General features: G+C 47.8%; 9 protein-coding genes and 3 pseudogenes. 9 read left to right on the plus strand and 3 right to left on the minus strand.

Annotated elements, in window-relative coordinates; translation table 11 throughout:
* Nucleotides 1–21: 21 nt before the first annotated feature.
* Nucleotides 22–5,472: an endo-alpha-N-acetylgalactosaminidase family protein gene (locus tag FD09_RS01660; protein WP_057817607.1), complete on the plus strand. Its 5,451-nt coding sequence runs from the start codon at nt 22–24 to the stop codon at nt 5,470–5,472.
* A gap of 346 nt (nt 5,473–5,818) precedes the next feature.
* Nucleotides 5,819–6,745, plus strand: a complete 927-nt coding sequence (locus FD09_RS01665) for a hypothetical protein (RefSeq protein ID WP_057817609.1) — start codon at nt 5,819–5,821, stop codon at nt 6,743–6,745.
* A gap of 98 nt (nt 6,746–6,843) precedes the next feature.
* Here FD09_RS01665 and FD09_RS01670 read toward each other — a convergent pair whose 3' ends face one another.
* The 3 genes from FD09_RS01670 to FD09_RS01680 are packed head-to-tail and all read right to left on the minus strand — an operon-like array spanning nt 6,844 to nt 12,155.
* Nucleotides 6,844–7,584 (minus strand): SLAP domain-containing protein, encoded by a 741-nt coding sequence (locus tag FD09_RS01670; protein WP_235812185.1) that lies wholly within the window; start codon nt 7,582–7,584, stop codon nt 6,844–6,846.
* Nucleotides 7,585–7,589: 5 nt separating this feature from the next.
* Nucleotides 7,590–11,375, minus strand: a complete 3,786-nt coding sequence (locus FD09_RS01675; RefSeq protein ID WP_057817613.1) for an immunoglobulin-like domain-containing protein — start codon at nt 11,373–11,375, stop codon at nt 7,590–7,592.
* A gap of 36 nt (nt 11,376–11,411) precedes the next feature.
* Entirely contained in the window at nt 11,412–12,155 is a 744-nt protein-coding gene (locus tag FD09_RS01680) for a hypothetical protein (RefSeq protein ID WP_057817615.1), read from the minus strand.
* A gap of 450 nt (nt 12,156–12,605) precedes the next feature.
* Between FD09_RS01680 and FD09_RS17125 the strand changes: the two are divergent.
* The 7 genes and pseudogenes from FD09_RS17125 to FD09_RS01705 form a co-directional block, all read left to right on the plus strand.
* Nucleotides 12,606–15,929 (plus strand): annotated as a pseudogene (locus FD09_RS17125) (endo-alpha-N-acetylgalactosaminidase family protein); the annotation flags it as partial.
* A 9-nt stretch (nt 15,930–15,938) separates the two neighbouring features.
* Nucleotides 15,939–16,505 (plus strand): annotated as a pseudogene (locus FD09_RS17130) (hypothetical protein); the annotation flags it as partial.
* Nucleotides 16,506–16,874: 369 nt separating this feature from the next.
* Nucleotides 16,875–21,632: pseudogene (locus tag FD09_RS17135) on the plus strand (glycoside hydrolase family 97 N-terminal domain-containing protein); the annotation flags it as partial.
* 174 nt (nt 21,633–21,806) lie between these two features.
* Nucleotides 21,807–22,520, plus strand: coding sequence for an N-acetylmannosamine-6-phosphate 2-epimerase (locus tag FD09_RS01690; protein WP_057817619.1), 714 nt, complete (start codon nt 21,807–21,809; stop codon nt 22,518–22,520).
* Nucleotides 22,513–23,301 (plus strand): HAD hydrolase family protein, encoded by a 789-nt coding sequence (locus tag FD09_RS01695; RefSeq protein ID WP_057817621.1) that lies wholly within the window; start codon nt 22,513–22,515, stop codon nt 23,299–23,301. The genes FD09_RS01690 and FD09_RS01695 overlap by 8 nt, the downstream gene beginning before the upstream one ends.
* Before the next feature lie 9 nt (nt 23,302–23,310).
* Nucleotides 23,311–24,819 (plus strand): DUF4127 family protein, encoded by a 1,509-nt coding sequence (locus FD09_RS01700; RefSeq protein WP_235812190.1) that lies wholly within the window; start codon nt 23,311–23,313, stop codon nt 24,817–24,819.
* Nucleotides 24,820–24,836: 17 nt separating this feature from the next.
* The gene (locus FD09_RS01705; protein ID WP_057817624.1) at nt 24,837–26,138 is read left to right on the plus strand and encodes a PTS sugar transporter subunit IIC; all 1,302 of its coding nucleotides are present in this window, start codon (nt 24,837–24,839) and stop codon (nt 26,136–26,138) included.
* Nucleotides 26,139–26,165 lie beyond the last annotated feature (27 nt).

Raw genomic sequence — 26,165 nt, forward strand, 5'->3', positions numbered from 1 at the left:
ACCAAATGAAGGAGAATTATGATGAAGAGAAGAAATTACAATCGGTTGTATATCTCTCTCGCAGCCATTGTTTTGCTGCCAATGGCAGGAGCTGTCGTATACGACCAGCATGATGCAGTCCGGGCAGCAGATACAGTGACGGCACAGGCCGAAGAGGTAGCTTATCAGAGTGATTTGAGTAAGATAGCAAATTGGCAAAGCGTCAATGTCAAAGGTGGATTCACTGCAAAGTATGTGGATAACGCTTTGAATCTGCAACGCTCGGGCACTGCGAACAGTGTTGTGATCATGGACATTGCTAGCCCATCGTTGGCTGATGGTGAGGCCCAGTACACATTTACGTATAGTGCGGCCGATGCGAATACTGGTCGAGTGGGTATTTCGTTCCGTAATACTGATTCCGGTCAGTGGGCCTTCGTGGGATACAACACCAGCGGCAACTGGGTGGTTGAAGCGGATAAAAACTATTCTGGCAGCGGCAGCGCATGGCAGGATCTCAATATCGGTAAAGCGTTAGAAGCAGGGAAGTTATATACGATGAAGATCCAATATGTCGGCAAGCATTTAACGGTGTGGCTGAATGGCGATCAAATCATTGATGGTGACTATGCACTGTTGCCAACTTCTGCGGGCCGTGTGGGGACTCGGTTATGGTATGATTCTAAGACTTTGTCGATCAGCAATTTTGCGGCCAATAGTATTGGCGCAAAACCTGCCGATCCAACTAAAATTGTTCAGGTGACACCGGTCAATTTACAAACGAAAATTAACGAAGCGCCCGTCATGCCGGAGACTGTTCAGGGGTTACAGGTTGACGGTAAGAGGGTTGATGTCCCGGTGACATGGGATGAAATTGATCCGGATTCGTATGCCAAGGCGGGAAGCTTTACTGTTTCTGGTAAAGCAGCTGATCTTCCAGTGACGGCAACAGTATTGGTAACTACCCCAATTCCCACTTTTGAGGGACCAACAATTGAATCATCGACTTTGAAAGTCACTTTGTCGGATAAGTATCCTGAAGCTCGGCAATACCAGCTTAAAGATACAGGAAAGACTTTCGGTGGGACACAAGACGAACTCACGACGGTGAAGATTGACGGAACGGATTATACGCCCGCAATCACTTACGAGAAGAAGTCGGACACTGAAGGAGTTTACCATGTGAATGTGGCCGACAAGGTGAGTTTTGATGTGTTAGCCACTGTCAAGGATAAGACGTTTAAGTTTAAAGTGGATAATATTAAAGAGGTTGGTTCATTTAAGCTGCACACACTCGAATTCCCAGGCCAGAACATGATTTCGGTCTATTCCAGTGAAGATGGCACGGAATTTGCTGGTACGCGCATGTATACTGCGACGAGCGCCTCACAAAACGGTGCGACTGGGGATACTTTCCGTAAGTTGGGTGTACAAAAGGATGGCATCACTGAGCATTACATGTATGGATTCTTGAATAATCAGGATACTGCCGCTGCAATTTGGACGAACGCGGCCCAGGACGGTGCCAGTAAGAGCGAGAATAACCGGATCACTTATACGACCAAGAAAACGGATAGTGGTATCAATACTGGATTAAGTACAGGCGCGTTTGCTTTGCGGGCAGCTGAAGATAACACAACCGCGTTGAGCGATACCATGATTCCTGCACCAGAAGTGGCTGTATCTTTCGGTAAAGATGAAAACAACGATAAAAAAGTGGACTGGCAAGATGCTGCGATTGCATTCCGCCAAGTGATGAATGAGCCGAAAGGTTGGCAAGATACCAAGCGTGTGGTTGCCCAACGGATTCCGATGAACTTTGCGTCGCAGGCGACTAATCCATTCTTGGATACGCTAGATGAAACCAAACGGGTTTATAACATTACCGATGGCTTGGGCCAAACTGTCCTGCTTAAGGGATATCAAAACGAAGGCCACGACTCTGCTCACCCAGATTACGGCGCAATCGGCCAACGTCAGGGTGGCACCGCCGATATGAACACGCTGATCAATGAAGGCCATAATTATAATGCCAGTTTCGGGGTGCATATTAACGACACGGAAACCTATCCTGAAGCTAAGTCCTTCAGCGAACAATTGGCTGATCCCACTAAACCACGCTGGGATTGGTTAGATCCTTCTTACGCGATTCGGCAACGAAACGATGCTATTAGTGGTAATCGTTACAATCGGTTCCAGGAATTGAAAGCCGAAACACCGAATCTTGACTATATTTACGTGGATGTTTGGGGAAACCAGGGTGAAGCAGGTTGGGAATCTCGGCGGTTAGCTGCGGAAATCAACAACTTGGACTGGGTCGTGCATAATGAATTCCCAAGCTCACTTGAATATGACTCGTTGTGGAATCACTGGTCCGCTGAAAAAGCATATGGCGGCAGCAGCACCAAGGGATTCAACAGTAACATCGTTCGTTTCATTCGGAACAATGAGAAGGACACCTGGGTGATTTCCGACAACTCCCTGCTCGGCGGAGCTGAATTCGAAGCGTATGAAGGCTGGGTCGGCAAGACTGATTTTGCCAGCTTCGTTGAAAAGACCTACCAAACAGATCTACCCACTAAATTCTTACAGCATTTCGAAATCACCAATTGGAATGCCAAATGGGATGATGCCAAGAAGGACTATATTGGCAATATCAAACTGGATCATGATGTGACGGTGGATAACAGTAGCGGCACGAAGACCATTGATGTGAATGGGACCACTGTTTTACAAGATACATTGAGTTATGGATCAAGCATTGGTCACAGCGTCAGTTATCTGTTGCCGTGGGATTCTTCAGATAAGGTTGGCAACGGTGTTAAGCAAGGGACTGCCGATACTGATGGCCTGAATTATGACAAGCTTTACTATTGGAGTGATGACGGTAAATCGCAGACTTGGCAATTGCTAGACAAATTTAAGGGCGCTTCAGCATTGCATGTTTACCAGTTAACTGACCAAGGTCGGGTAGATAAAGGTACTGTTCCCGTTTCTGGCGGCAAAGTGACGCTGGATCTGAGTGCAAAGACCGCTTACGTTTTGACACCAGAGGCAGAGAAGACTGAGAGTGTTGTCTTCGGTGAAGGCAATCATCTTAAGGATCCAGGATTCAATGCGAAGGGTACATTGTCTTCTAATTGGAAGATTGATAGTGGCGAACCGGCAGTGATTAAAACTGACATGGGTGACTATATCATGCAAGCCGGTGCACCTAAGATGGCCGTCAGCCAACCGATTACTGGACTGAAGAAGGGTAATTGGAGTGTTTACGTGAATACCGAGACCCATGACCGGCGAGTGACGATTACCGTGACTGCTGGGGGTAAGACGTTCACCAAGACATTCAAGGATTCCACTGCCCAAAACTTCATCCAGGCTGACGTAAATCACACCGCAGGTTACCAGGAAAAGAACCTTTCCTACATGCAAAAGGCCCGGGTTGATTTCACAATGCCCACAGATGATGCCAATGCGACATTGACGATCAGTGCTGATGCCGGCAAGGCAGATGATCACACTTACTTCGATGATGTGCGTGTCGTGGCGAGAAATACTGATTTGACCGTGAATAAAGATGGCAAGAGCGTCGACAAAGACGGGAATAAGGTTGTGATCTATCAGAACTTTGAAGATACGCAAGCCATTGGTCTTTATCCATTCGAAAAGGGTTCTGCTGGTGGTGTTGAAGATCCCCGGGTGCATCTATCCGAACGGCATGACAAATACACGCAATACGGGTGGAATGGTAACAAGATCGATGACGTATTAGAAGGCAACTGGTCGCTCAAAGCGCACAAACAAGGTGACGGGTTGATCTATCAAACAATTCCACAGACGGTTTACTTTGAACCTGGCAAGCAGTATCAGGTTGAGTTTGATTATCAAACAGATGGCGACCAACAGTACATTGCGGGATTTGTGGATGGCGAATATGATCCAGATCGAGATGACATTGGTGATGAAGATAAATTCACATTGGTGGAGGCATTAAGCCAGACTAATGGGGACCAGTCCGCAGCAGATCAAGAAGCTAATCATACGAAGCATTTCAGCACGACAATTACGGGTGCCAAAGACGGTAAGCTTGGCTTCTTGATTTATAAGATTGAAGGCAGTACGGACTTCATTTTGGACAACTTCTTAGTGACTGAAGTGAAATCTGAGACAAAGCAAAAGCTCACTGCGGATAATGTCACCATTAAAACTGGCGACGCTATGCCAAAAGAGTCTGACTTCAATATTGTGGCGTTGGACAAGGACGGCAAGCCGGTAGCAGTTAAGGTTGATCTTTCCAAAGTCAAGACCAATACCGTCGGTAAGTATCCAGTTGTGATTACGACGGACGATGGGCAAACACTCACTGTCATGATCAATGTTGTAGCCCGCGACGGTGGCGGTACCGTGACGCCGCCAGTGACACCGGAAGATGGGACGAAGTTCGAAACGATCAAGGACAAGGTGATCTCTGTCCAAACGGGTAAAGCACATCAGTACGTGTACGATAAAGCGTCTGATAGCTTTAAGGTCACCGACAAAGCACCGTCTCTTGGGTTGGCAACAGAATGGCGGACAGCGAAGAAGGCCGTGACCAAAGACGGCGTCACGTATTATCAGGTGAGCGCTGACGGCTATCTGCGTGGTGAAGATGTCACGATGGCCAAGATGAAGAAACAAAACGGTGTGGTGATCGTGACCAACGACGAAGGTGCCATTGCCCGTAACGATACCACTGCAGATGCCACTAAGGTGCAAACCTTGAAGAAGGGTACTGCTTGGCAATACTCTGCTGTGGCGACTAATCCAGATGGCACAAAATCCTACCTGGTCGCTGATAAACAGTGGGTTTCTGAGAATGACATTCGAGTTCAAGGTACGCAAGTTGTTGATTCGAACTATCCGGTTTATATCCAGACCACTAAAGCCCAGCTCTATTCTTACAACGAAGATACTGGCCAATTCAAAGCATTGGGCAAGGATCGCGGGTTGAAGCTTGCGACTGCTTGGAAGGCCACCAAGAAGGCCACTACAGCCGACGGGGCGGTTTATTATCGGGTTGCGACCAATGAGTGGTTGCGCGGTCTAGACGCGACACAGAGCGTCACCACGGCGGCTCAAGGTGTTGTGCAAGTGACTAAGTCCGGTGGGGCAGCAATTTATGCAGATCCAGAAGCCAAACCAGGCAAACGCACTTTAGCGAATGGCTCACAGTGGCAGTATCACGCGGTATCCCGTAGCGCTGATGGTTCAGTCGCGTATCTAGTTGCAGATCGAGAATGGCTGCAAGCAAAGGATATTCGCGACAACGGCAAGATCTTTAAGGTTGGCGCGAAGAGAGCACCACTTGTTAACGGTCAAGGGAAAGGACTGAATAAAACACTGAAGCCAAATTCAGCATGGAAGGTAACAGGCACACGATTCATTGATAATATGCTGTATTATCGTGTGGCCACCAATGAGTTTGTCCGTGCTGATTACGGCCGGTACCAATAAGCACCACTCTGATTGAAGATTCCTCCTAGAATAAGAAAGGTCGTTCGCTGCTGTGAACGACCTTTTAGTATACACGTTAGGAAATCTCTAACAAAATCCGAATTGTAACTGGATTTTTGATAGCAATTGGAGTCCGGGATGATTTATCGAATGACCAGTGAGCCAAACCACTCATATGTTTTAAAATAGTGTTTGGAGAAGGCAAAAGAAATACGGACATGTCAATTGTTGAGGTTTAGATTCCATTGAGTCTAGCAAGCAAGGATCAACTACAAAAGTCGTAGATGTACTATGCAAAATCTGATGCAGAAAATATTGAACGTGACAAAAATAAGGAGAAATGGCAATGAATGCAGTAAATGAGGCAAGTGCGCAATTAATCAAACAGTGGTTGGATAAGTGCGAGCGGGAGGGCATTCTTCCTTGGAAATGGGACTTTAAGTTAGAATCCGTTGCAGGTAATAACAAGAATGTTTTGGACATTCAAAATGAGAGTGATCCAATTCAGCGAATCTTTATGTGGTATCGTCTTCCCAAAAAAGAGTCTCCAGAAACAGAACAAACAGAACTGGCAAAAGCAATTTACACCGTTGCTTTTGGTGTGGATCGGAAACAACTGGGCATTGGGTTTAGCATGGATGTCATGAATTCATTTTGGACCACTTACCAGTGGGCTATTCTTAAGCGCTATGGAATTAGCTTCGTTAAATCGATTGAGTTTGGAAATGAGCATGACACCAGTGATCCCGCAGATCATAGTCTGCGGAATGAGTATTCTGACTATTCTGCTGTTAATGACTTATTTAAACCATTCGCGGCAGCTGAACATACGATTGGCAATTTTGTGCTTGTATCAAGGGGATTTAATAACGGAAGGGGAAATTATGACTATTGGGATTTAGGAATGTGGTTAATCAAAACATTCTTGGATTACGTGGAAAGCTCCGCTTGGGAAGGGTATGTGGACAAACTGTTTCTTCAACCTTTCGTGACAGACACCTATGAGGTCGCGGAATTCTGGGAAGATCATTTTGACGAATCCGAATCTATAAAGCCTGATGGTGGTGAAGATAAGCAAAAGACGTCTCAATTAATTTCACAGTGGCTAAATCACACTTATCTTAGTATTGAGGAACGAGGAAAATTCATCACGAAGACATTGTGCGAAACACTCGGCGAAAAAGATTATCAATTCTACAAGACTCATCTAGAAACGCTGTCGTTCACTCCAAAATTCGCCAATGAACTGTGGCCCGACTTTAAGAAAAAGTAGGTCTAATGTATCTTTGAAAACGGCATAGCAAATCCCCCGGAATTTCAGCTAAAAATTCCGGGGGATTTGCGTTACTTATTTAGTAGGCAATATCGGTATTAATAGATTCGAACAAACTGATTCGTGGCAACCTGATAATACAAGTGTCCCTGCCGAGCAGTAACACTCGCCACTTGCCAGCTTGTATTTGCGGCTAAACTGCGATCAATCGTATCACCTTGCTGGTTGTACAACTGTGCTGCTTGCTTACCTGTGTTGTAAACCAGCGTGCCCGCAGTGGCTTTTACGTACAGATGAGAAGCAACTCGGTAGTAAACTTGGCCGTCAATAAACTTGACGCCGCTGACCTTCCATTCAGTCTTTGCACCCAATGTTCGACCAGCCGCATTACCGGCTTCGTCATACAAGGCAGCACCATTGTTACCCGCTTTGAATGTCCCTTGGGCCGCCACAGCGACTGTCTGAACATCGTCAGCCTTTACCCATTCGTTGTTGCCAACTAGGTAATAGCCATTAGCAGAGGCAAAGTATTTCCACGCAGTGCCATTCTTCAGTGTCTTCACAGACTTGCCATCAACTGCATTGTTGACGGTTTGCGCACCCGCACCATTCGTGACACTGACAATACCGGCTTCTTCTACCATTCGTGCGGTGGTGATGTCGATACCATTCAGCCAACCGTTGCTGCCAACTTGATAGTAAGTGACACCATCCACGGTGATCGCCTGGCGTGCTGTCTTCCAACCAGAAGTCACGGCTAAACTGGCCAAGGCATCGTTCTTGGTGAATTTGCCAGTCTTAGCATCGTAGCTGTATTGATCTGCATTGGATGCTTGCACATAAATCACCTTGTTGATATCGGTGAACTTAACGTGTCTTCGGTAGAACTTGCAACCACTTTGATTGTACGGGTTAATGTGGCTGTTTGGTTGTAACCATTCTTGATCGTATACGTGAGGGTGTAGGTGCCAGGTTTGTTCACATCGACATTCCCAGTCACTGTCCAATCGCCAGCCGGAATTGCTGTGGTCTTTGAGCTATCTGTCCAGGCACTGATTCCCGCATTTGGATCGAAGGATGCTCCCTGATTGATGGTTGCGTCCTTCTCAAACCCATTGGTGAAGCTGAATACAGGGGTTGGATAAGTGACAGGCGGTGTGACCGGTGGGGTGGGCCTGTCCGTGGATTGGATAGCCGCTAAAGTGATGTTTTCAGTGACTGGCGCTGTCGTGTAAGTTCCGTCAGCGGTTAATGTCACTGTCTTACCGTTGATTGTATAGGTGCCGTAGTAGCCACTGTCTACTTTGACGGTGAAAGTGACCTGAGAGCCAGGTGTCACTTGATCGCCGCTATTGATGGTCTGACCGCCCACCGAAGCGATGATTTGGATGTGGTCCGTATTTTGGTAGGTGACAGAGAGACGATTCAGTTCGAGGGCCTTGATGGCATCATTCAACTTTTTCGCCACAGAATCGATCCGCAATTGACTTGCATTGGTTTGTTGGCGGAGTGTTTCCGCTTCAGCCAAGGCATCAGTCACTGCTTTGAATGAATCAGGCGTGTAATTACCAGCGACAAGTTTCTTGGCCGCAGCGATAGCCTGGTCCAAGTCATTCCAATTCAATGGTGTATCGGTGATTGAAGCACCAAATGAAATATCCTGGAACACCGGTGCTGTCGTGAATTTGTTATCTGCATCGAGCGTAATTGTCTGACCGTTTAGGGTGAAAGTTGGCGAATAACCCTTGTCAGCAGTTGCTGTGAATGTCACTGTTGCGCCTGGTGTAATGGCATCACCACTGGTAATGGCTTTGCCGTCGACTGTGGCACTGATTTTGACGTGCTCTGTACTCGGGAACGAAATAACAGGTTTAGCTGCCGGGGTTGGCGGGTTCGTACTGCTGCCATCCATGTAGTGGCCCAAAACGCCGAATTCATTGATGACACTGGACACACCCCAAACCTCATTAGAACCCGTGATGATGACTTTGATGGCTTTGACATTCTCGATTGGTTGATCAAATGCGATCGGTTCAGAGTCAATTGTGTCGTCATTATGCGGCCATGTAATATCCTTGACCTCGCCAACTTTATTGGTAAAGGTAATGCCATCAGTGCTGGCATACACTTCATAGCCTGTTGGTCCCTGTGACTGACCATACCAGGATGCCAGAGCCACCGCACTCATGGAAATCGGCTTAGTCCAAGTGTAGGTGAAATAGTTCTTACCACTGGTAACAAGGTCCGCGAAGGGTTTCGTCAATGCCAAGACACCGGTACCGCCAGTCGCATGGTCGTCTAGAATGTTATCGTTGAGATAGCTGGCTTTTTTACCTGTATAAAGCGCGGTGGGATCAACGTATGCAGTCGCGTCTAATCCAATGTTGACATCTGTTTCCGCTGATTGAGTGAGTGTAATTTTGACTGTTGGTTGCAATTGATCAGGATTGCTCACGTTATCTGGCAATTGCAATGTGCCTGTGACGACTTGTTCCTTATCGTTTGTCGTGTCAAAGCTGTATTGATTCCAGACAACGGGAATGTCTACCGAATTCCCGTTGTCCAATTGACCAGTGATCTTATCGGGAATATTCAACTTTGTCCAATCATCGCCAATGGCACCAGTGGCTGTTATTGGCGTCAACGACTGCAACGCGTTCTTGGTTACTGTGGCGGTAGTAAACACACCTTGAATAGTCAAATCTTCGTTGACGTTAGCGACAGTGTATTGGTTGTTGCTTACATCATAGGTCTTGCCATTCACGATGACTTGAGCGAGCTTATAACCGTCATCTGCTTTACCTGTGATGGTTACTGATTGACCATCTTTAACTTTCTCAGCAGGTGCGGTAGTCACTGAGCCATGGTCGCTTGCTGAAATCTTGATGGTGTGGGTTTCGCCGACTGCGGCCTTCGTTGAAATTGTATAAACCTTGATACCGTGGCCAGGAATGGCGTCTGTGGTCAGGGTTTTACCAATTTCTTTGGTGGCATCAGTTGCAGCCCAAAGATCTGTCGCAGAATATTGATCACTGACCGGCAGCGTTGTCCGACTGTCTTGTGCCTTTAGTGTGGTCAAATCCAATGATTGGGGCGTGCTGGCAGAACTGTTACGGTTTAAGAAAGCCACGGCTACTTGTTGATCGGCTAGCGGTTTAACCAGAATATCAATGCCATTGACATTGTTCTGGATCCGTTTGGCCGCAAGCAATGGTTCTGCTTGATTAAGCGCGATGACTTTCTTGTTGGTAATCACGTCATACGCCTTGTTTTGCGCGTCGTGATTAATTGTGCCGTCTGCATTCATCAATCCCCGAATATCGTTGCCCAGGATCAACGGTGCGGACATCATGGACCAAAGCGTAAAGTGTGATTTGTTCTCTTCGTAGCTCAGACCGTTACCCACTTCCAGCATATCCGGATCGTTATAGGCGCCCGGTTTCTGGTAAGCATAGAGGCCAACTGTGGCATCATAATTAGTGAGCATTGAACCCCAGCTAGCGCTGATATCATGGGTGGTCCGCCAAGAGTTGGCATAATTACCCGCCCAAGTCCAGGGTTGGGTTCGGCCATGCTCAGAAATGGAGTAGAAGACCGGCCGGACTGGATTGCCCGTGATTGCTGCCTGCGCAGTTGTGGCCTCTTTCAATGCGTTGCCCATTTTGCTATAGCGCATCTGCGAATCCGTCAATTGATTGGTGATCGGATTCTGCAAAGTAATTGTATTCGTGCCTTCGTGCAATTGAATGGGGATTTGGACTCGGGCAGTGGGACTCCAGCCGCTGGTCCGGGATTCAATGGTGTCATAAGTTTTAGCACCGTTTACCACGGCTTGAATGTATTTCGTATATTGAGAATAGGTCTTGTAAACACCGATCGTTAGCGTATATTGACCGGCTTGCGTGGCCAGTACATTATTGAATGTGATTGTCCCGCCGTTTTTGCTAAGACCAGTGACGTATTGACCGTCATCTGCGCCGCCGCCAGATTTAACTGTGGCATTGCCAGATAGGGTGGCAGCTTCCGCTTGCATGTGGGTACCTTCACCAGAGCCTGCGGATGCTAATGAAATATAATCGACATCCGGCGCAATCGAGAAGAAACCATCAGGCGTTTGCATATCGCTATCCATATCCACCACATGGCAATAATCATCCTTCAGGTAATCAACACCCCATTGGGCAAAAGTCGTGGCGTCTTTTTGTTCATGCCACAAAGAGCCGGGCATATCTTCACAGGTTAAGTCGCCAACCGAAGTGTATAAACCGACTTTGAGACCTTTTTGATGTAATTGAGTAATCAAATTAGCCCCGGATGGAAATGTGGCCGGATTCCATTGCAGACTACCGTTTTGGTCTCTTTGGGCGGATTGCCAGTCATCGTCGATATTCAAATAACGATAACCAGCATCGCTTAAACCACTTTTGACCAATGTATCCGCGATACCGTTGATTTGCTGTTCGCTGACATTTTGCCGAAATGCATTCCACGATGACCAACCCATCTGTGGCGGTAGAGCCGATGAAGCGGTGTCTGCACTGGCCATGTTGGGTCGACCTACAGCGAATGCCAACAAGCCGACGAACGCTAACAGAAACAGTCCTTTAAGGAACTGCTTACACTTATTCATGATTGTCTCCTCCAATCAATTTTTCTTCCCTGATACCTAATTTTGACTGCCATAACGGGCATCAAATTCACGCATGATTTTTTGACTGCCCACGATGTAGCCTTGTTGCTTGAACAGGAGCGGAACAATGTGTTCATTTTGCTGAACCTTGTAGCGGCTGTAATAGGCACTAACAATATCCGCATTCTTGGGATCAAGCACATTGATAAAATGAATGACCGGTTTCTTGTTGGCATAAGTCCCTTGAGCGGCCATTGTGCTCCAGTACCGTTCAACAGCGTTGCAATATGGACACTCAGGCTTGTAGAAGAAGGTATAAGTGTCTGCTGACTGATTAGCTTGTAGCCACTGTTCCCGCTGTTTGGTGGTCAAATTTTGCAAGGCTGTTTCACTCACCAGCTTAAATAAGTTTTGATTGATCACCTTCTTACCAACCACTGGTTGACCGGCAATCGTGAGCACAGGATCAGTACTGGCTGCCGCATTTTTGCCGGTGAGTTGGGCGGCTGTTTTTTGACCAGCGGCCGAAGTTAGGGACTGCGCTTGAATGGCAATTGGCAGATCTCCTAACAATGCGAGCTGCTGTTTCACTTGGGTGGCAGAAGCGGAATCTGATGATGGATAGTAGTAATTGACTGGAATTTTCTGGTTGGTCACTTGGGCAGTCCGACTGGATTCTGTCGCAGGCTGTCCACTTTTTGCCTGTGTACAGCCTGTGACACCAATGAAGAACAGACCGAGCAGCACGATGAATATACCTTTACGCCAAGACCTAAACATAGATTCAACCTCCCATGAATGATTTCCAAAGAGCTGGAACAAAGTGATCACTTTTGAGCCTTTGTGTCCACTAAAGTTCGGCCCGAGTGTATCATGTAAGCGGTATCCGGTCAACGGGAAATCAACATTGGTATATACCGCATAACCCCGAAAATGGAGGTTTATCAACATTGTGATAACTTACGCCAATATTTCTAACAAATAAGCGCTTACATATGGGGTACTATGAGCGCCGTAGGGAGTTGTTGGATGGATTAATATTGGAGGAAAAGTTAGATGAAAAGGAAGAATTACAATCGCCTGTATATCTCCTTGGCGGCAATGGTACTGATCCCTGTCGCAGGGGCGGTGGTCTATCATCAGGATGTACATGCGGCGGATGTGGTAGCCACCAAAACAGATGCAGTGGCTTATCAAAGCAATCTTCAAAACACAGCAAACTGGCAAAGCATGACCTCTGTTAATGGATTCAAAGCTAGCTATGCGGATGGTGCGTTGAATTTGCAACGGTTAAGCGGAACAGAGAACAACACGGTGTTGGTGGATACCGCCAGCCCGGTGTTAGCCGATGGAGAAGCACAGTATACCTTCAAGTACAATGATGCCGGTGCTGTACCGACAGAAGTGGGCCGTGTGGGTATTTCATTCCGGGATGTGCAAACCACTAAGCAATGGGCATTTGTGGGGTACAGCAACAACGGCAACTGGGTCGTCGAGGCGGATCATGATTACAGTGGAAGCGGCGGCAGCAGTTGGAAAGATTTGAACATCAAGCAACAATTGCAGCCTGGTCAAACTTACACGTTGAAAGTACGATATACGGGTAAGCATTTGACCGCTTGGTTGAATGATGCCCAGATTATCGATGGAGGTTATGCCTTCTTACCGACAGCGGCTGGTCAGGTTGGCACGCGGCTGTGGTATGACACCAAGACTTTATCTATCACGTCCTTCTCGGCGAACAGCATTCAATCAGGCGGCGAAGTCACGCCGGAGGACCCTGATAAAATCGTGAAAGTCGCGCCAATCAGTTTACAGACCAGTATCAATCAAGCCCCCACTCTGCCAGCAACAGTTAAAGGGACGACTGCCGATGGTAGAACGGTTGATGTCCCAGTGACTTGGGGAACAGTGGATCCGGCAGCATATAGTAAAGCGGGTAGCTTCAATGTCACTGGGACTGCAGCGGAGCTACCAGTGACAGCCACTATTGCAGTCACTGTACCTATTCCGACGTACACGGGACCAACGATTGAGTCGGCCGCCATGAAAGTGACACTGTCAGATAAGTATCCCGAAGTCCATCAATATTTCTTGAAGGATACTGGGAAGACATTCAATGGTACACAGGATGAATTAACGGTGGTACGGATTGACGGGACGGATTATCAACCCACGATCACGTATGAGCCACAGTCGGCCACTCAGGGCGTTTACCACATCAGTATTGCTGACAAGGTCACGTTTGATGTCCTAGCCACTGTGCAAGACAAGACATTCAAGTTTAAGGTACAAAATGTACAAGAAATTGGTGCATTCAAACTGCACACGTTAGAGTTCCCGGGCCAGAATATGATCTCGGTTTATTCGAGCGAAGCGGACGCATCGTTTGCAGGGGCCAAGATGAACACGGCGACCAGTGCTTCCACCGATGGGGCAACGGGTGATACATTCCGTAAGCTGGACACCCAAGCGCCGAATAAGACAGAACACTACATGTACGGTTTCCTGAACAATCATGATACTGCGGCGGCCATCTGGACCAATGCGGCGCAGGATGGTTCGGGTAAGAGTGAAAACAACCGAATCACGTATTCAACAAAGCAAACAGACAGCGGCGTGAATACAGGTTTAGGTACTGGACCGTATACTTTGCGACCGTTAGAAGACAATAGCACACCATTTACCGGCACCCTCATTCCTTTACCGGAAGTGGCTGTTTCCTTCGGCAAAGATGAGAATGGTGACAACCAAGTTGATTGGCAAGACGCGGCGATTGCTTACCGCCAGATTATGAATGAACCAATGGGCTGGCAAGACACTCGGCGGGTCGTCGCACAACGGATCCCTATGAATTTTGCTTCACAGGCCACGAATCCGTTCTTGGATACACTAGATGAAACCAAGCGGGTTTATAACATCACTGATGGTCTAGGCCAAACTGTTCTACTCAAGGGCTACCAGAGTGAGGGACATGACTCTGCGCATCCGGATTATGGTGCAATTGGGGCCCGTCAAGGCGGTGTTGACGACATGAATACTCTGATCAACGATGGTCATGAGTATAATGCCAGCTTCGGAGTCCATGTGAATGACACAGAGACGTATCCAGAAGCCAAGGCTTTCAGTGAACAGCTTGCCGATCCAAGTAAGCGCGGCTGGGACTGGCTCGACCCGTCGTACATGATCAAACAGCGTGATGACGCCATTAGCGGAAACCGCTACAACCGCTTTAAGGAATTGAAGTCTGAAACCCCTAATTTAGACTTTATTTATGTAGATGTTTGGGGCAATCAGGGTGAAGCTGGTTGGGAATCCCGCCGGTTGGCCGCTGAAATTAACGGTTTAGGATGGGAAGTCCACAACGAATTTCCCAACGCACTGGAATATGACTCCTTATGGAATCATTGGTCTGCTGAAAAAGCGTATGGTGGCAGTTCTACTAAGGGATTTAATAGTAATATCGTGCGTTTTATTCGTAACAACGAGAAAGACACCTGGGTGATTTCGGATAACTCACTGCTTGGCGGTGCCGAGTTTGAAGCCTATGAAGGCTGGGTGGGCAAGACTGATTTCGCCAGCTTTGTGGATAAGACTTACCAAACCGATTTACCCACTAAGTTTCTACAGCACTATGAAATCACGAACTGGAATGCCGTTTGGGATAACGCCAAGAAGGATTATGTGGGTGCGATCAAACTCGATCATGGGGTTGTTGTCGACAATAGCACTGGGACAAAGACCATTACAGTGAATGGGACGACTGTATTGAACGACAAACTCACGTATGGGCAAAGTGTCGGTCATACGATCAGTTATTTGCTACCTTGGGATTCAACGGACAAAGTCGGCAATGGTATCAAAGCAGGCACTACTGATACAGATGGCTTAAATTTTGACAAACTATACTATTGGAACGATGCCGGAACCACCACGACATGGCAATTACTAGATCAATTTAAAGGTGCCAGCGCACTGCACATTTATCAATTAACGGATCAAGGACGGATTGACAAAGGGACCGTCGCCGTAGTCAACGGCCAGGTGACATTGAATCTGGCGGCGAAAACAGCATATGTATTGACGATTGCCGCTGAAACACCGGAGAATGTCACTTTCGGAACAGGCAGTCACTTGAAGGATCCGGGGTTCAATGCGAAGGATACTTTAACAACGAATTGGCATGTGGATAGCGGCAATCCAATTGTCACCAAGACTGACATGGGCGATTATGTGGTTCAGGCTGGTGCGGCAAAGATGGCCATTAGCCAATCCATCACAGATCTGAAGAAAGGCAATTGGAGCGTTTATGTCAATACGGAAACTCACAATCGGCCGGTGACCATCACCGTCACAGTGGGTGGTAAGACATTTACGAAGACGTTCAAAGATTCCACTGCTCAAAACTTTATTCAAGCAGATGTAAACCACACAGTTGGTTATCAAGAGAAAAATGCCTCGTACATGCAAAAAGCCCGGGTAGACTTCGTTGTGCCCACCGATGGTGCTGAAGCGACTCTGACGATCAGTACAGATGCTGGCGCAGCTAATGATCACACGTATTTCGATGATGTCCGAGTAGTCACCCGCAACACCGACTTGACCGTCAATAAAGATGGTGAAAGTGAAGATAAGGACGGTAACAAGGTCGTCATTTATCAAGACTTTGAAGATACTCAGGCCATTGGTCTCTATCCATTTGAAAAAGGTTCGGCTGGCGGCGTCGAGGATCCGCGAGTCCATCTGTCTGAACGACATGACAAATATACGCAATATGGCTGGAATGGCAATCGGATTGACGATGTCTTATCGGGTAATTGGTCGCTGAAAGCCCACAAACAGGGCGATGGTTTAATTTATCAAACTATTCCGCAGACTGTCTACTTTGCTCCTGGGAAACGGTATAAAGTGGAATTCGATTACCAAACCGATGGCGACAAGCAGTACACACCAGGGTTTGTCGATGGTGAGTATACGCCCGACGAGAATTTGGGTAATGCCGCTAAGTTCACACTTTTCACAGCGCTGAGAGCCACCAATGGTGATCAATCAACGGCGGATTTGACGGCTAATCATACGCAGCACTTCAGTGGCACAATCACAGGGGCTGCAGATGGTAAACTGGGCTTCTTCATCTATAAAGCGGACGGCGATACGGACTTCATTTTGGACAATTTCCTTGTCACTGAGATGAATAGTCCGGTGATTACTGTTCAACCGATTAAAGCACAAGCAGGAACTGATCCCAAGACGATCAACTGGATGACTGGGGTCAAAGCTGTTGATGCCAACGGCAAAGACTACACGAGTCAGATCAAAGTGGATTATTCAAAGGCTGACTTCACGCAACCCGGACAGTACCAAGTGTTTTACCGGATCAGTAACAATGCAGGCGAAGTGATTGCAGAAAACACCGCAGTTCTGACGTTAACGGATAAGGACGGGAATGTGCCGGCTTATGTCACTGCCACGGAATCCGGCTATGTTTTAACGAGTCCTAACGGTCAGGTTAAGACCACAGTGGCGATCGATCAAAACCAGCAGTTAACCTATTCTGTTGTCCGGGACGGTAAAACATTTGTGGGTTCTTCGCAAATGGGCTTTACCGTGAATGGGGTGGATTATGGCAAGAATGTCCACTTTGGTCAGCCCGCTACCGACTATATTGTGAATGATCAGATCAGCGTCTTAGGTAATAGTGCCACGACTGTGAACCCGTATGTGGTTGTGAGCGTGCCGGTGATCACTGCGGATGGTGTCACGTATCAAGTGAATTATCGCCTGTACAATGATGGCACTGCATTCTCCTACCAATTCAACGGCAGCGGCAACAACAAGGTGCAGGAGACCACCCAGTTTGTTGTACCAGAAGGCACTAAAGCGTGGGCGGGTTATGACGCTGAACATTATGCCAATTATGAATCATTGGTTCAGCAACTCGATTTGACCAAGGCAGGTGCGGCCGGGATCAATCCGGCCGTGGCTTTACAACTAACAGATGGCAGTTACGCAGCACTTCTGGAGGGTAACGCTAACGCCACTTATCCAGGCACAGCCTTTAATGTGGTAGGAAGCAATACTTTCCAAATTCAGACGAATTGGTCAACCACCACTCCGACAGTGACGTTGAATGGGCCATTCACGACGCCGTGGCGGATTGTGGCCGTAGGTAGTTCACTGGACGATCTGGTTAATAACCGGATTGTCTATTCGGTCAATCCAGCGAAGAACGAAACGCTTTTCGCCAATCAAGATAGTTGGGTGAAACCGGGTCGGTCGACTTGGTCTTGGATTGCGGACGGCGGCACCAAGGGCGTTACGCCAGAAAATATGCGGTTATACGCAGAAGAAGCGGCGAAACTGGGCTTTGAATATAACACCATCGATGAGGGTTGGGTATTCTGGAATGGTGGTAATAAGACTAACTATGATAGCCAGTTGTATAAGGATCAACTGACTTCTGTCGCTAACTTTGCCAAACAGTATGGCGTGAATTCCATCCTCTGGAGTGCCATGAACAACATGACGGGGAATATGCCCGGCATGAGCAATATCAATGATGTCAGTGATTTCTTGAATATGGCTAAAGAGACCGGAATGGCCGGAACGAAGATTGATTTCTGGCCGAACGAAAGCAATCCGGCCAACATCGGGTTGTATCTGAACACGCTGCAAGAAGCAGCCAAAGATCAGCTGATGGTCATCTTCCATGGCTCTGCAAAACCGACTGGTTGGGATCGCACTTATCCGAACGAAATTAGTCGGGAAGGAATTCGGGGTTATGAGCAGGTCAGTTACGATGAGAACTCCCGTGATCCGAAGATTCCGTATGCACCGTATCTCTACTACACGACCCAACCGTTTACGCGGTTCTTACAAGGGCATGCCGACTTCACCCCGGAAACCCGGACAGCTGGTGAAATTGCCAGTCTGGTATTGACGGACAGTCCGATTCAAATGATCGCAACGAGTCCTCAGGAGCTGTTGGCAAACCCGGCGGTTGAGATGATCAAGTCTATTCCAACAGTTTGGGATAAGACCGTTGTCCTGCCGCAAAGCGAAATCGGCAAGACGGCGATTATCGCAAAGCAAGCGGGCGGTAACTGGTTCATCGGCGGCGTGGCCAACACGAGTAATGTCAATGTAGACATTGACTTGAATCAATTGCTTGGCGATGGCACTTACCAACTTGATCTTTGGCGCGATACTGTGGCAGCGGACCAAAACGGCAAGGGCGGTAAGATGGTTGAAGAAACGCGAAATATCACGAAGAACGATCATCTGACCCTGGCAATGCTGCAACATGGCGGATTTATCGCTCGAATCTCTAAGTTATCCTTGTCTCAATACGGTGGTGTGATTGGCAAGCCAATTGTGGTCACTGCACCACAGGGAGCCACAGTGAAGTATACCGTGGATGGTAGCGATTCATTATCTTCCGCAACTGCCAAGGCCTATCCAACGGCAGGATTAACACTCAAAGAATCAACCAACCTGAAGGTCACCATTACTGACGGCGACGGGAAGGGCACAACGATTGCGCATCGGTTCAACGCAATCAATGATGGAGATCGGTTACGCGAAGATTTAACGCAACTGATCAACCAGAGTCAGACCTTGAATTCAAGTGAATACACGCCTGACTCGTATGCTGAAGTACAAACGGCGCAAACCAATGCCGAAAAAGTGCTGGCTGACGAAAAAGCGACAGATGATGCCATTACTAAGGCAGGACAAGACCTGACGGCGGCCATGAATAATTTGATTTTGAAGGCGGCTGCTAACGTGTTGCCAACCACTAAGATTACGGATTATCAAGGCGGCGAGCCCAATTCAGCTGCTGAAGCACTGCAAAAGGCTTTTGATGGTGATAAGACCACTATCTGGCATACGAACTGGAACGGTACCACCATGGATAAAATGAGCTGGGGAGTGGTCTTCGACAAGGCCTATCCAGTCAATGGTTTCACGTATTTACCGCGACAAGGCGGCAGTAATGGGATCATTACCGAATATCAAATCGTTGGTTACACCAGCCTAGATGAAAATGGAAAGATGATTACTTTGGCCACTGGCAAATGGGCTGGTGATGCCACGTTGAAGACGATTAATTTCCCGACAGCAAATATTTCAGCTTTGGTCTTTGTCCCTGTTCACACAATTGGGGATTCGCCAGATAAGTTCGCTTCGGCGGCGGAATTCCAGATCTTGATTGAACGGACAGCACCTACAATTGAGGGGATCAAGGATATCACCATTCCGACAGGTACCGACGTCAGTCAGTACAATTGGTTAAGTGGGATCACTGCGACTGATACGATTGATGGTGATGTGACCGGTCGAATTAAAGTCGATACCAGCACTGTCGATACCAGCAAAGCGGGAGATTACAATCTGATCTATACGGCCACTAACAAGGTCGGGACTCTGGCTACGCAGACAGTTAAAGTCCATGTTGTGGGTGATGAACAACCGGGCAGCAAGCAAAAACTGACCGCGGATAGTATCACAATTAAAGTCGGCGATAATCTTCCCAAAGAAGCTGACTTCAATATTGTAGCGCTGGACAAGGATGGTAATGCAGTCACAGCGACGGCCGATGTGTCGAAAGTGAAAACGGACCAGGTCGGCGGCTATCCAGTGGTCATCACCACAACGGATGGGCAAACGATCACAGTGCAAGTTAACGTGGAAGCCCGGGCAACGGGTGCGCAGCTCACTGCGGATAGTGTCACGATCAAAATTGGTGATCCGGCACCCACTCAGGCTGATTTCCACATCGTCGCTCAGGATAAAGATGGTAAACCAGTAGCAGTCGAAGTGGATCTATCCAAGGTCAATACAGCGGTTGCGGACGACTATCCAGTGTTGATCACGACTGCTGACGGTCAGAAATTGACAGTCTTCGTCCATGTCACACCACGCGGCGATGAAGGGACCACTGTGAAACTGACTGCGGATAATGTCACCATCAAAGTGGGTGACCCATTACCCCAAGAAGCTGATTTCCATATTGTTGCCCAGGATAAGGATGGGAAACCTGTGGCAGTTCAAGTGGATCTATCCAAGGTTAATCCGAAGGCAGCTGGTGATTATCCGGTCGTCATTAAAGCGGCGGACGGTAAAGCGTTGACTGTTATCGTGCATGTGATCGCCAATGGCGGTGGAGGCACGGTGACCCCGCCGACGCCAGTTGCGAAGACGGAATTCACCACAATTGATCGGCAAGTATTGGCTGTTCAAGCGGGGAAAGCACCTCAGTATCAATACGATGCCGCGAGTGACAGTTTTAAGGTGTCTGACCAAGAGCCGTCGTTAGCTATTGGAACGGAATGGCTCACAGTGAAGAAGGGGGTAACAACGGACGGTACGACGTATTATCAAGTGAGCGGCGTCGGTTACGTACGGGCTGAAGATATTACCAACGCTAAAATCACGCTGCAAAAGGGTGTCGTGGTGGTGACCAACGCGAATGGGGCTGTGGCTCGGTTGAATACAACTGGCAACGCTGTACAGGTGCAGACTCTGAAACCAGGGACGGCATGGCAGTACACTGCGGTCGCCACTAATCCAGACGGCACAAAAGCCTATCGGGTGGCGGATAAACAGTGGGTTTCCATCGCTGATGTGCGGGTTCAAAACACCCAAATCACCGGTAATAATTATCCGGTCTATGTGCAAACAAATGATGCGCGCCTTTATCATTACGATGCGAGCACAGGCACATTCACGCAACTTGAGCGTGGTCTGAAACTCGCTACGGGATGGAAGTCCGCTAACAAAGCCGTGACGGCGGATGGCACGACCTACTATCGGGTTAGCACGGATGAATGGTTGCGCGGCAGTGACGTGACCGCCAATGCGGTGACCGGGGCAAAAGGGGTTGTTACGATTGCAGTAGCACCAAGTGCCAAGACATCGACTGACCCAGATGGTAAAGCAACTACCGAGCATCATTTGCTTAACGGCACATACTGGTTGTATTCTGCCGTTGCCCAGAATGCTGACGGTACCATTTCGTACCTGGTCGCTAACAACGAATGGGTACAGGCTAGGGATGTCCGTGATACGGGCCGAGTCTTCACCATTGGCAGTAAGGATGCACCGTTAGTTAACGGTCAGGGTAATCCAGTTAATCGTACATTAAAGGCAGGCACTGCTTGGAAGGTAACCGGATGGCGCTTTATCGATGGCGCTTTGCACTATCGGGTATCCACGAATGGGTTTGTTCGGGCCGACCTGGGTCGTTACGAATAAACACCTGAGAGTGGACTGATTAATTGCAAATTGTAAAGGCAGTCATTTGCTTCGGCGAATGGCTGCCTTTCATATTCTATGTAAAGAAAGGAATATTACAACGTTAATTAAATTAAAAAGGATATTTACAACGTAACCGTTTTCGGGTACTATACAGGTAAGGAGGAAAAACCAATGGATATCGAAAAACTAAAGCACCAATTAATCGTATCGTGCCAAGCATTACCTGACGAGCCCCTCCACAGTGCATATATCATGAGCCGGATGGCATTGGCTGCCAAGCAGGGCGGAGCCGCTGGTATCCGCGCAAACGGCGTTGAAGATATTCAGGCTATTCAGAAAACTGTTGATTTACCAGTGATCGGCATTATCAAACGGGATTACGAAGATTCAGATATTTATATCACGGCTACGATTAAAGAAGTGAAGGAACTTCTGGATGGGACCACGGCGGAAATTATTGCCACGGATGCCACCAGGCGGGTGCGACCTTATCGGGAAGATGTCGGGGAATTGTTGAACATGATTCACGGCGCTGGTCGATTGGCGATGGCGGACATCTCGAATCTTGATGAAGGGATTGCGGCCAGCCGGTTAGGTTTCGACATCATTTCCACCACGATGTCGGGTTATACCCCATATACGCCGCCCATTGACCAGCCGGACTTTGATTTGGTAAAAGAACTTTCTAAAAGAGTATCGACACCTGTCATTATGGAGGGCCATACCACGGAACCTGGTCAAGTGGTCCAAGCATTTCAACTCGGTGCTTTTGCGGCGGTGGTGGGCGGTGCGATTACGCGCCCGCAACAAATTACCGCGCGTTTTACCAAGGCTGTTGATGAATATCGGCGGGGTAATGATGGGAAGGAGGACGCAGATGCGTAAATTGCTGGTTTGTGATTTGGACGGCACATTGTTGGATATTCACAACAACATTGATCCAACCACATTGCAAAGTCTCAAGGACTTCATCGCTGACGGTAATGATATTAGCGTGTGTACGGGTCGATTGGATGAAGATATTAAATACGTTGAGCATCGATTGAATTTCAAAAGTGCATTCCGCATTAGTCAAAATGGCGCAGTGATTCGGGACGCACAGGATCAAATTGTCTTTCAGGCCACGATTGCGAAGCCATTGGTGCCCATGATCAATCAGATTCTGTTCAACCAAGGGTTACGGGTCGAAGTATCCAGCATCAATCACCGCTACTTCCCATCACCACGACCGCAGGGGCAAGTGGCGGAATTCTTGGATACTTCCATTGTGAATCCAGATTTAGCGGCATTGACGGAGACGCCAGCATTTCAACCAGTCATTTACTTAACCTTTGGCGACACCGATCATTTTCGACCAATTGTGACCGCCTTGAAGGGTGAACTGGGAGACCAGATTAATGTCCAACAAACCAGTCCATCTTCACTTGAAGTGTTTTCGCCGAAAGCATCCAAAGGCCTAGCAGTCAAGCAAATCATGCAATGGCAGGGCTATGACGCTTCTCAATTGTATGTGGCGGGGGATGCAGAAAATGACACCACAATGTTTCCGCTGACGTCCAATAGCTTTGCTGTGGGTGACTTAGCGGATGCGCAGACGATTGATCGCGCCAGTCAGCATGTCCCCACAGTGGGGGCCATCATTCAACAGATCATGGAGGTGAGTTGATTGACGAAAGTGTTGTTTATTCCACTCGATGAGCGACCGTGCAACTATGCCTATCCAATACGGCTATTTGACTATGTAACTGATGATCAAATCATTTCATTACCACCGGAATTGCTTGGATACCGTAAGCATGGGGCAAACGTTGAACTTATCCGCCAGTTTATTGACGATAATGTCAGAACCGCTCATGTACTGGTGTTTTCCTCAGAAATGGTGATGTTTGGCGGATTGTTGCCCTCGCGGGTATACGACCCAGTTAAACAGGCACCCAATATCCAGAAATACGAGCAGTTTTTGACCAAGTTGCGTCAGAAATATCCGGGTTTAAAGATCTTTGTCTCGAACTTAATTATGCGGACCCCGCGCTATAGCAGTGGTGACGAAGAACCGGATTATTACGAACAGTACGGTAAGGAAATATTTCGGCGGGGTTGGCTAAATAATAAATCTGAACGTGCTGTCTTGACCACGCAGGAAAAAGAAGAATTGGACGATTTGCAGAACACCATTCCAACAGCAGTGATTGCTGATTATGAAGGGCGCCGCAAGCTTAACTTGGCTGTGAATTTGGCGAATGTGGCGCTTGTCCAGCAAGGCATCATTGATTACTTGACTATTCCCCAAGATGACAGTGCGGAATATGGGTATACGGCGCAAGACCAAGCAGTTGTATATGGGCGAGTGAAAATGCTGCGTCTGCAAAATCGTATATCCATTTATCCTGGGGCGGATGAATCAGGGTATACATTGTTGGCGCGAGCAGTTCAGCACGATGCGGATCGACAAACTAAGATTTATCCGCTTTATGCCAGCCCCAGTGGTGCGTTAACCATTCCCCTTTATGAAGACCGACCGCTCAACCAGACCGTTGAAGCCCATATCCTCGCAGCTGGGGCGTTGCCAGTGGAAACACCAGCCGAGGCAAGTATGATTTTAGCAGTCAACACTCCGGGCAACCGGATGATCGAGGCTTCAAGCCAACGCAGCCAACCTGAGTTGACCTACGACACTTACCGAAACCTTCGTGGTTTTGTTGCCAAGATCAAGATGTATCTCTCGCAAAAAAAGTATGTGGCCATCGCTGATAGTGGTTATGCCAACGGCGGAGATCTTGAATTAGCCGGGATGCTTGAGCGAGCGGGATCAATCGATCAACTCGCTGCTTTGCGTGCGTGGAATACGGATGCCAATACCGTTGGCAGTACGATTGCGACGGCAATTATTCTGCGCCATGCCACGCAAAGGGATCGGTATCAGGAATTATTGAGTTGTTTTTTGGATGACTATTGTTATCAAGCTATTATCCGGCAACAGACGGTGCAAAATCTTTTACCTGCTCTTGGTCTAAATTATTTCAATTTGGGTGAACAGAGTAAACAAGTGGCCGACTATGTGACTGGGCAAACGGTTGAGGTTGCAAAGACCTTACTGCCTAGCCAAATGGCCACGCTCACCCCCGCTAAAATCAGTATTTCGTTTCCGTGGAATCGAATGTTTGAAGTGAACGCACGCTTATAGAAATGGAGGAGTAATCTATGGATGCGCAAAATAGTCCCATGGTGAATAAGATGTTGAGTGTTGCTAATAAGATTTCGACACAGAAGCATATGATGGCCATTCGTGATGCTTTCATTGCCTTAATGCCCGCGACGATCATCGCTTCATTCTGGATGTTGGTCAACAATCTGTTATTGAGCCCAACAAACGGTTTGTTTAAGAGCGTCAAGTGGCTGACGGACCTATCAGCAATTGGTAATCAAATCTACAATGCCACATTGGGAATCTTGGCAATTCTGGTCGCATTTACCATTGGCGAAAAGCTGGCTGAGAACTACCAAGATGATTCACCAATGTTTGGCGGTGTATTCGGTGTCATCTGTTTCTTCATTATGCTGCCTGCGCAACTTCAAATTGCGACGGTGGATGGAAAAATGGTGATCGTCCCGACAATCTTTTCTCAAACCCAGGTGAGTGCTACTGGGATGTTCTTAGCTATTATTGCCAGCATAATCGGCGTCACGTTATTATGCAAGTTTAACCAAAACGCGCATTTACGAATCAAAATGCCGGACGCAGTGCCGCCAGCGATTGCCAAGTCATTCAACGTGTTGATTCCAGCCTTCTTAGTATCAACGATTTTTGGCGCTTTGGAGTTTGCCATCGAAACTGGTTTGCATACGAATGCGCCTGATTTAATTGTCAAATTCTTCCAGGCACCGCTGGTCGGCTCATTCCAGTCAATCTTCGTGATTCTTTTCTATGTATTCTTGAGCAATTTCCTGTGGGCGTTCGGTTTACATGGGCCCTTTATTCTGGGCGGTATCAGCGGCCCAGTCCTGACAGCAGCGATTCAACAGAATATGGATGCGCTAAAGGCCGGCAAAGCATTGCCCAATATTGTGACGCAGCCATTCCTTGATATATACGGTTGGATGGGTGGTGGTGGCGTTATGATGTGTTTGGTTATTGCCATTCTAATCGGTTCTAGACGAGAGGATTATAGGACAATTGCCAAAGTTGGACTTGTTCCGGCATTCTTCAACGTCAGCGAACCAATTCAGTTTGGTTTGCCAGTTGTGTTCAATCCAATTTTGGGTATCCCATTAATTATTGCACCAGTGGTCACCGTGGCGATTGGTTATGGTCTGACTGCGATTGGCTGGGTCTCACGGACGTCAGTCATTATTCCGTGGACGACACCGCCAATCATTTCCGGGTATCTGGCCACCAACGGCGATATTCGTGCAGCAATCATTCAAGTATTCTTACTCGCCATTGGGACACTGATTTATCTGCCCTTCGTTCGTTTTGCTAATCGGCAAAAGATAGTAGACTAAGGGAGTATAGAAAATCCTAGGAGTGAA

The organism is Schleiferilactobacillus perolens DSM 12744 (genome assembly GCF_001435585.1).
In the GTDB taxonomy this organism is placed as follows: Bacteria; Bacillota; Bacilli; order Lactobacillales; family Lactobacillaceae; genus Schleiferilactobacillus; species Schleiferilactobacillus perolens.